Source organism: Streptomyces sp. NPDC060209 (assembly GCF_042728155.1).
In the GTDB taxonomy this organism is placed as follows: domain Bacteria; phylum Actinomycetota; class Actinomycetes; order Streptomycetales; family Streptomycetaceae; genus Streptomyces.
This window is the reverse complement of sequence record NZ_JBHWZS010000454.1, coordinates 1-4,981: the sequence shown is the minus strand read 5'-3', so window position 1 is coordinate 4,981 and position 4,981 is coordinate 1. Positions and strand designations below refer to the sequence as shown.

The window sequence follows — 4,981 nt, the reverse complement described above, 5'->3', positions numbered from 1 at the left end:
CGGCACATACGTACGAGTACGGCGCACAGAGCGGAAGCATCCATGGGCGAGTTGATCCTGATCCGGCACGGCGAGACCGAGTGGTCCCGGTCCGGGCAGCACACGAGCTACACCGACCTGCCCCTGACCGAGCTGGGTGAGCGGCAGGCCCGTGCCCTCGTACCGCTCCTTGCCGAACGGGAGATCGGGCTGACCCTGGTCAGCCCCTATCTCCGGGCCCGCCGCACCGCCGAACTGGCGGGTCTGACCGCGCCCCGCGAGACGCCGGACCTGCGGGAGTGGGACTACGGGGCGTACGAGGGCGTGACCACGGTCGAGATCCGGCGCACCCGCCCCGACTGGAACCTCTGGACCGACGGCGTCGCCCCCGGCCCCCAGGAGCACCCCGGGGAGAGCCCGCAGGAGGTGGGCGACCGGGCGGACCGGGTCCTGGCGGAGGTCCGCGCGGCGGCTTCGCGCCTCGGGGACACGGACATCGCGCTGGTGGCCCACTCGCACTTCCTGCGGGTGCTCACCGCGCGCTATCTGCGGCTGACACCCGCGAGCGGTGCGCTGTTCCAGCTCGCCACGGGCGCGGTCTCCCGCCTCGGCACGGAACACGACAAGCCGGTCGTCACCGCGCTGAACATGGCCCTTCCGGAACGGCTGTTCAGCGCCATCGACTGACGCGGGAGATGGGTGCGCTCGCGGTACGCGAGGTCAGAGCGCACCGCCCCTGAGGGCATCGATGAACTGCGACCAGTGGGTGGCGGTGAAGGTGAGCGCCGGCCGGTCCGGAGCCTTGCTGTCGCGTACGGGGACGAGGCCGGGGAAGCCGTCGGCGACCTCCAGGCAGTTTCCCCCGTCCCCGTTGCTGTAGGACGACTTGCGCCAGTTCACTGAGCACAGGTCACGAGAGGTGAGCATCTGTTGCATAGCCCTTCGCAGCCGATTTGATGAGGGGCAGTGATGCTTCCGGGGACAGTGCGGAAGCCCTGGCCAGATCGTATGCGGAAGAGATTTGCTCCACCAGCCCGGATTCCTCGACGAGTTGGCCGTTGTACGCCGTCTCGGTATAGACGACGGGAGGGGCATCGGAAAAGCGCATCAAGGTCACGGCCGTGTCCAGCAGAGGATTTGCCCCTGTCGAGAAGGGCAGCACCTGTACGACGACACGTGGGCGCGCGCTGCCTTGCGCATGAAGGTGAGTGAGCTGCTCGGCGATGACGGCGGCCCCACCCACCGGCACGCGGAGTGCGGCCTCGTGGACGATGACCCACAGGACCGGTGGAGTGGGGGAGTCGAGCAGTGCTCCCCGTTCCATTCGGGTTCGCACGTGATTGTCGATCACGTCGTCCGAGGCGTAGGGATGAGCCGCACGTGTCAGTGCTCGCGCGTACGACTCGGTCTGCAGCAGTCCTGGGATGACCATGGGCGAGTACTCCGCGATGGATACGGCCCGCAGCTGGAGCTCGGCCGCGTCGGCGAAGTAACCGGCCACCTTCGATGTCCGCGCCAGTCGGCACAGCCGCTGAAGGTGCTCGCCGCTCCCCAGCAAGTCGTCCAGTGCGCGCGAGATCTCGAGCTGCGGCCGCCGCTCGGCCGCCTCGAACAGGCCGATGTACGTGCCCGAGCAGAACGCCCGCTCACCCAGCTCGTTCTGTGACAGGCCCGCCGCCTCGCGCAGGCGGCGCAGCTCCGCACCGTAGAAGGCGCGCGGGTTCGCGTAGGCATCCAGGTCCTTCGGCAGTGGCATGGTCCGGAAGCTAGCGGTTACCCCGCCCCCGTATGCGGCGTAGCTGCCACAGTCACCCGGACGGGTGGCGAAAGCCTTTCTGCGTAAGGCGTTTACACGCTGTGAGGTCGGCGCTAGCCTCCGCTAATGGGAGCGCTCCCAAGCTTGCACCGCATCCCGGCCCCACCCGGCGCCGCAGCGAAGGGACGTACATCGTGATCCACCTGTCCAGACACCGATTACTGGCCGGCACCCGCCGAAGAGCCGTCCTCCTCACCTTGCTCGCCCTCCTCACGACAATCCCCGCCCTCGGGCTCGTCGTCACCACCGGGGAGAAGGCCGAAGCGCACGGCACGCCCATGAAGCCCGCCAGCCGTACCTTCCTGTGCTGGCAGGACGCGCTGACCGACACCGGCGAGATCAAGCCCGTGAACCCCGCGTGCAAGGCCGCCGCACAGGAGAGCGGGACCACCCCGTTCTACAACTGGTTCTCCGTGCTGCGCTCCGACGGTGCCGGCCGTACCCGCGGCTTCGTGCCCGACGGTCAGCTGTGCAGCGGCGGCAACGCCAACTTCACCGGGTTCAACAAGCCGAGCTCCGACTGGCCGGTGACGCACCTGACCGAGGGTGCGACCATCGACTTCTCGTACAACGCGTGGGCCGCGCACCCGGGTTGGTTCTACGTCTACATCACCAAGGACGGCTACGACCCCACTCAGGCCTTGACCTGGGACGACATGGAGGATTCGCCCTTCCTGTCGGTGGACCACCCGCCGTTGAACGGCAGCCCGGGCACCGTCGAGGCCGACTACAAGTGGACCGGCGCGCTCCCCGACGGCAAGGACGGCCGCCACGTCATCTACGTGGTCTGGCAGCGCTCCGACAGCCAGGAAACCTTCTACTCCTGCTCGGACGTGGTCTTCGACGGGGGCAACGGCGAGGTGACCGGGGTCAAGGACGGCACCAGCACCACCCCGACCGAGCCCCCGCCCGGCGCCTGCACCGCCACGCGCAGCACGACCGGCAGCTGGAGCGGTGGCTACCAGTCCGAGGTGACCGTCACCAATTCCGGCACGGTGCCGATGCTCGGATGGATGGTGGAGTGGACGCAGCCCACCGGGCAGAGCGTCGCCAGTCTCTGGAGCGGAGCGATGACGACGCAGGGGCAGGAGGTGATGGTCCACAACGCGGGCTGGAACGGTTCGCTGGACCCCGGTGAATCCACGACCTTCGGGTACGTCACCGACGGTGGCTCCCCGGACCCCGCTCTCGAACTCGGCTGCAGGGTGGGATAGGCGCAGGAGGACGGCGGTCGACGTCTTCATCGAGGCGTCGGCCGCCTGTCGATCCAACGGGGCGCATGTGTAAGCAATCTGATGAGGCGTCAGTGTAAAATTATCGGCCATTCCTCAGGCGTCACCGATTTGTTATGCGAGCATGACGCGTCGAACAATCGGGCGACTCGTGTGGCACCTGTGGAGGACTGGGGAGCATGGACGCGCAGACCTACGAAGGGGCGGACGAGATCGACCCCGCGGACCAGTGGGTGGTCAACCCCGAGACCGGCGCGTACGAACTGCGCCTGGACGGCCCTCCGGCAACTCGTCCCCGCAGCGACCCCCGCGCGGAGTCCGCCTCCCGCGACCGTGCCGCAGCTCCCTCACCGGCCCGCGTTCCCCGGCAGCGCGGGCGCCGCGACGCACCCGCTCCGGACACCGCACGCGGGCCCGGCCGTCGCAAGCGCAAGCAGCGCGGCAGGAAGAAGAAGGTGCTGATGTGGACCGGGGGCGCCCTCGCGTCAGTCCTCGTCGGTACGTCGGCGTACGCGTACTACTGGTACGACCGCCTCGACGGGAACATCAGCACCATCGACGTCGGTGACGTGGGGAGCGACAGCGTCCTGGGGGACGGGCCGGTCAACATCCTGATCATCGGCAACGATGTGCGCGTCGGCAAGGGCAACGAGGCCTATGGCAACCGGAGCAACGTCACCGGCCACGCCGACACCACGCTCCTCTTCCACATATCCGAGGACCGCTCCAACGCGACCGTGGTGAGCATCCCCAGGGACCTCATGACCATGATCCCGGATTGCGAGACCAAGCAGCCCGACGGCTCGGCCAAGGTCATCGCCGGGTCGACGGTACCCACCAGATTCAACGAGTCCTTCGGGGTGAAGGGCCGTGATCCGGGCTGCACCATGCGCACGGTCGAGGGCATCACGGACCTCGAGGTCGACCACTTCATGATGTTCGACTTCAACGCGGTCAAGACGCTGTCCACCGCCGTCGGCGGCGTCAAGGTGTGTCTGAAGGAGCCCATCAAGGACGAGGACGGCGGGACCAAGCTGGACCTGCCGGCCGGGGAGACCCGGATCGCGGGCGAGGACGCGCTGTCGTTCCTCCGCAACCGCCACGGTCTCAAGAACGAGAGCGATCTGGACCGGATCGAGATGCAGCAGAAGTTCGTCGCATCGATGATGCGGCAGCTGAAGGAAGACACACTGAGCAGCCCCACGAAGATGCTCGACATCGCCGAGGCGGCCACCAAGGCCCTCACCGTGGACAAGGGCATTGGCAGCGCCGGCAAGCTCGTCACCCTCGCCAAGGAACTCAGCAAGATCAATCTGAAGAACATCACCTTGATGACGGTGCCGGTGGTCGACAACCCGGACGAGCCCACGCCCGTCACCGTCGTCCTGAATCCGGTCGAGGCGCCGAAGCTCTTCAGCATGATGCAGAACGACGTGTCCTTCACCGAGGTGAAGGAGAAGCAGAAGGCGGCCAAGGACAAGCAGGCCGCCCTGCTCGAAGGCCCACGGGCGGAGGCTTCGGCCGTGCGCGTCGACCTCGCCAACGGCGGCGCTCCGGACGGGGCGGCGAGTGCCGTTCTGGGCTGGTTGCAGAACTCGAAGGGTGTGTCGAAGTCCAGCAACGTCGGCAACGCCCCGAAGGACGTGGCCAGGACGACTCTGGAGTACGCGCCGAACCAGGCCGACCAGGCGCGTGAACTCGCGGACCTCATGGGCCTGCCCGCCACGGCGCTGAAGCCCGGAACCACGGACGCCGCCGGGAAGGAGCCGATGATGCTCGTCCTCGGGGCGGACTTCAAGAAGGCCGGGACACCCATCGCCCCGCCGAAGAAGGTGGACGTCAAGCAGTCCCGGGCCGACGAGGGCGTGTGCGGCGCGTAGCCACGCCGAAGCGGGGAGGAGAGGCCGGGCGAAGCCTCGGAACGACGCGAACGGCCGGTACCTCGCCCCCGAGG

5 protein-coding genes are annotated in these 4,981 nt (G+C 67.9%); 3 read left to right on the top strand and 2 right to left on the bottom strand.

The genetic code is table 11. The features are described from left to right. Positions 1-42: 42 nt before the first annotated feature. A complete protein-coding gene (locus tag ACFWFI_RS40895) occupies positions 43-666 on the top strand; it encodes a histidine phosphatase family protein (protein WP_387400749.1) in 624 nt (207 codons plus the stop codon). Positions 667-699: 33 nt separating this feature from the next. Here ACFWFI_RS40895 and ACFWFI_RS40890 read toward each other — a convergent pair whose 3' ends face one another. Both ACFWFI_RS40890 and ACFWFI_RS40885 read right to left on the bottom strand, forming a co-directional pair. Next, positions 700-879, bottom strand: a complete 180-nt coding sequence (locus tag ACFWFI_RS40890) for a DUF397 domain-containing protein (RefSeq protein WP_387400747.1) — start codon at positions 877-879, stop codon at positions 700-702. Positions 880-889: 10 nt separating this feature from the next. Continuing rightward, positions 890-1,735: a helix-turn-helix domain-containing protein gene (locus ACFWFI_RS40885; protein ID WP_387400745.1), complete on the bottom strand. Its 846-nt coding sequence runs from the start codon at positions 1,733-1,735 to the stop codon at positions 890-892. A gap of 194 nt (positions 1,736-1,929) precedes the next feature. Between ACFWFI_RS40885 and ACFWFI_RS40880 the strand changes: the two genes are divergently transcribed. Next, positions 1,930-3,009, top strand: coding sequence for a lytic polysaccharide monooxygenase auxiliary activity family 9 protein (locus ACFWFI_RS40880; protein WP_387400743.1), 1,080 nt, complete (start codon positions 1,930-1,932; stop codon positions 3,007-3,009). Between the two features lie 197 nt (positions 3,010-3,206). Beyond that, positions 3,207-4,907 (top strand): LCP family protein, encoded by a 1,701-nt coding sequence (locus tag ACFWFI_RS40875; protein ID WP_387400741.1) that lies wholly within the window; start codon positions 3,207-3,209, stop codon positions 4,905-4,907. Positions 4,908-4,981 lie beyond the last annotated feature (74 nt).

Excerpts from the sequence above, each read along its gene's own strand:
- ACFWFI_RS40885 (WP_387400745.1), bottom strand. The coding sequence starts at position 1,735 with ATGCCACTGCCGAAGGACCTGGATGCCTACGCGAACCCGCGCGCCTTC.
- ACFWFI_RS40895 (WP_387400749.1), top strand. The coding sequence starts at position 43 with ATGGGCGAGTTGATCCTGATCCGGCACGGCGAGACCGAGTGGTCCCGG.
- ACFWFI_RS40875 (WP_387400741.1), top strand. The coding sequence starts at position 3,207 with ATGGACGCGCAGACCTACGAAGGGGCGGACGAGATCGACCCCGCGGAC.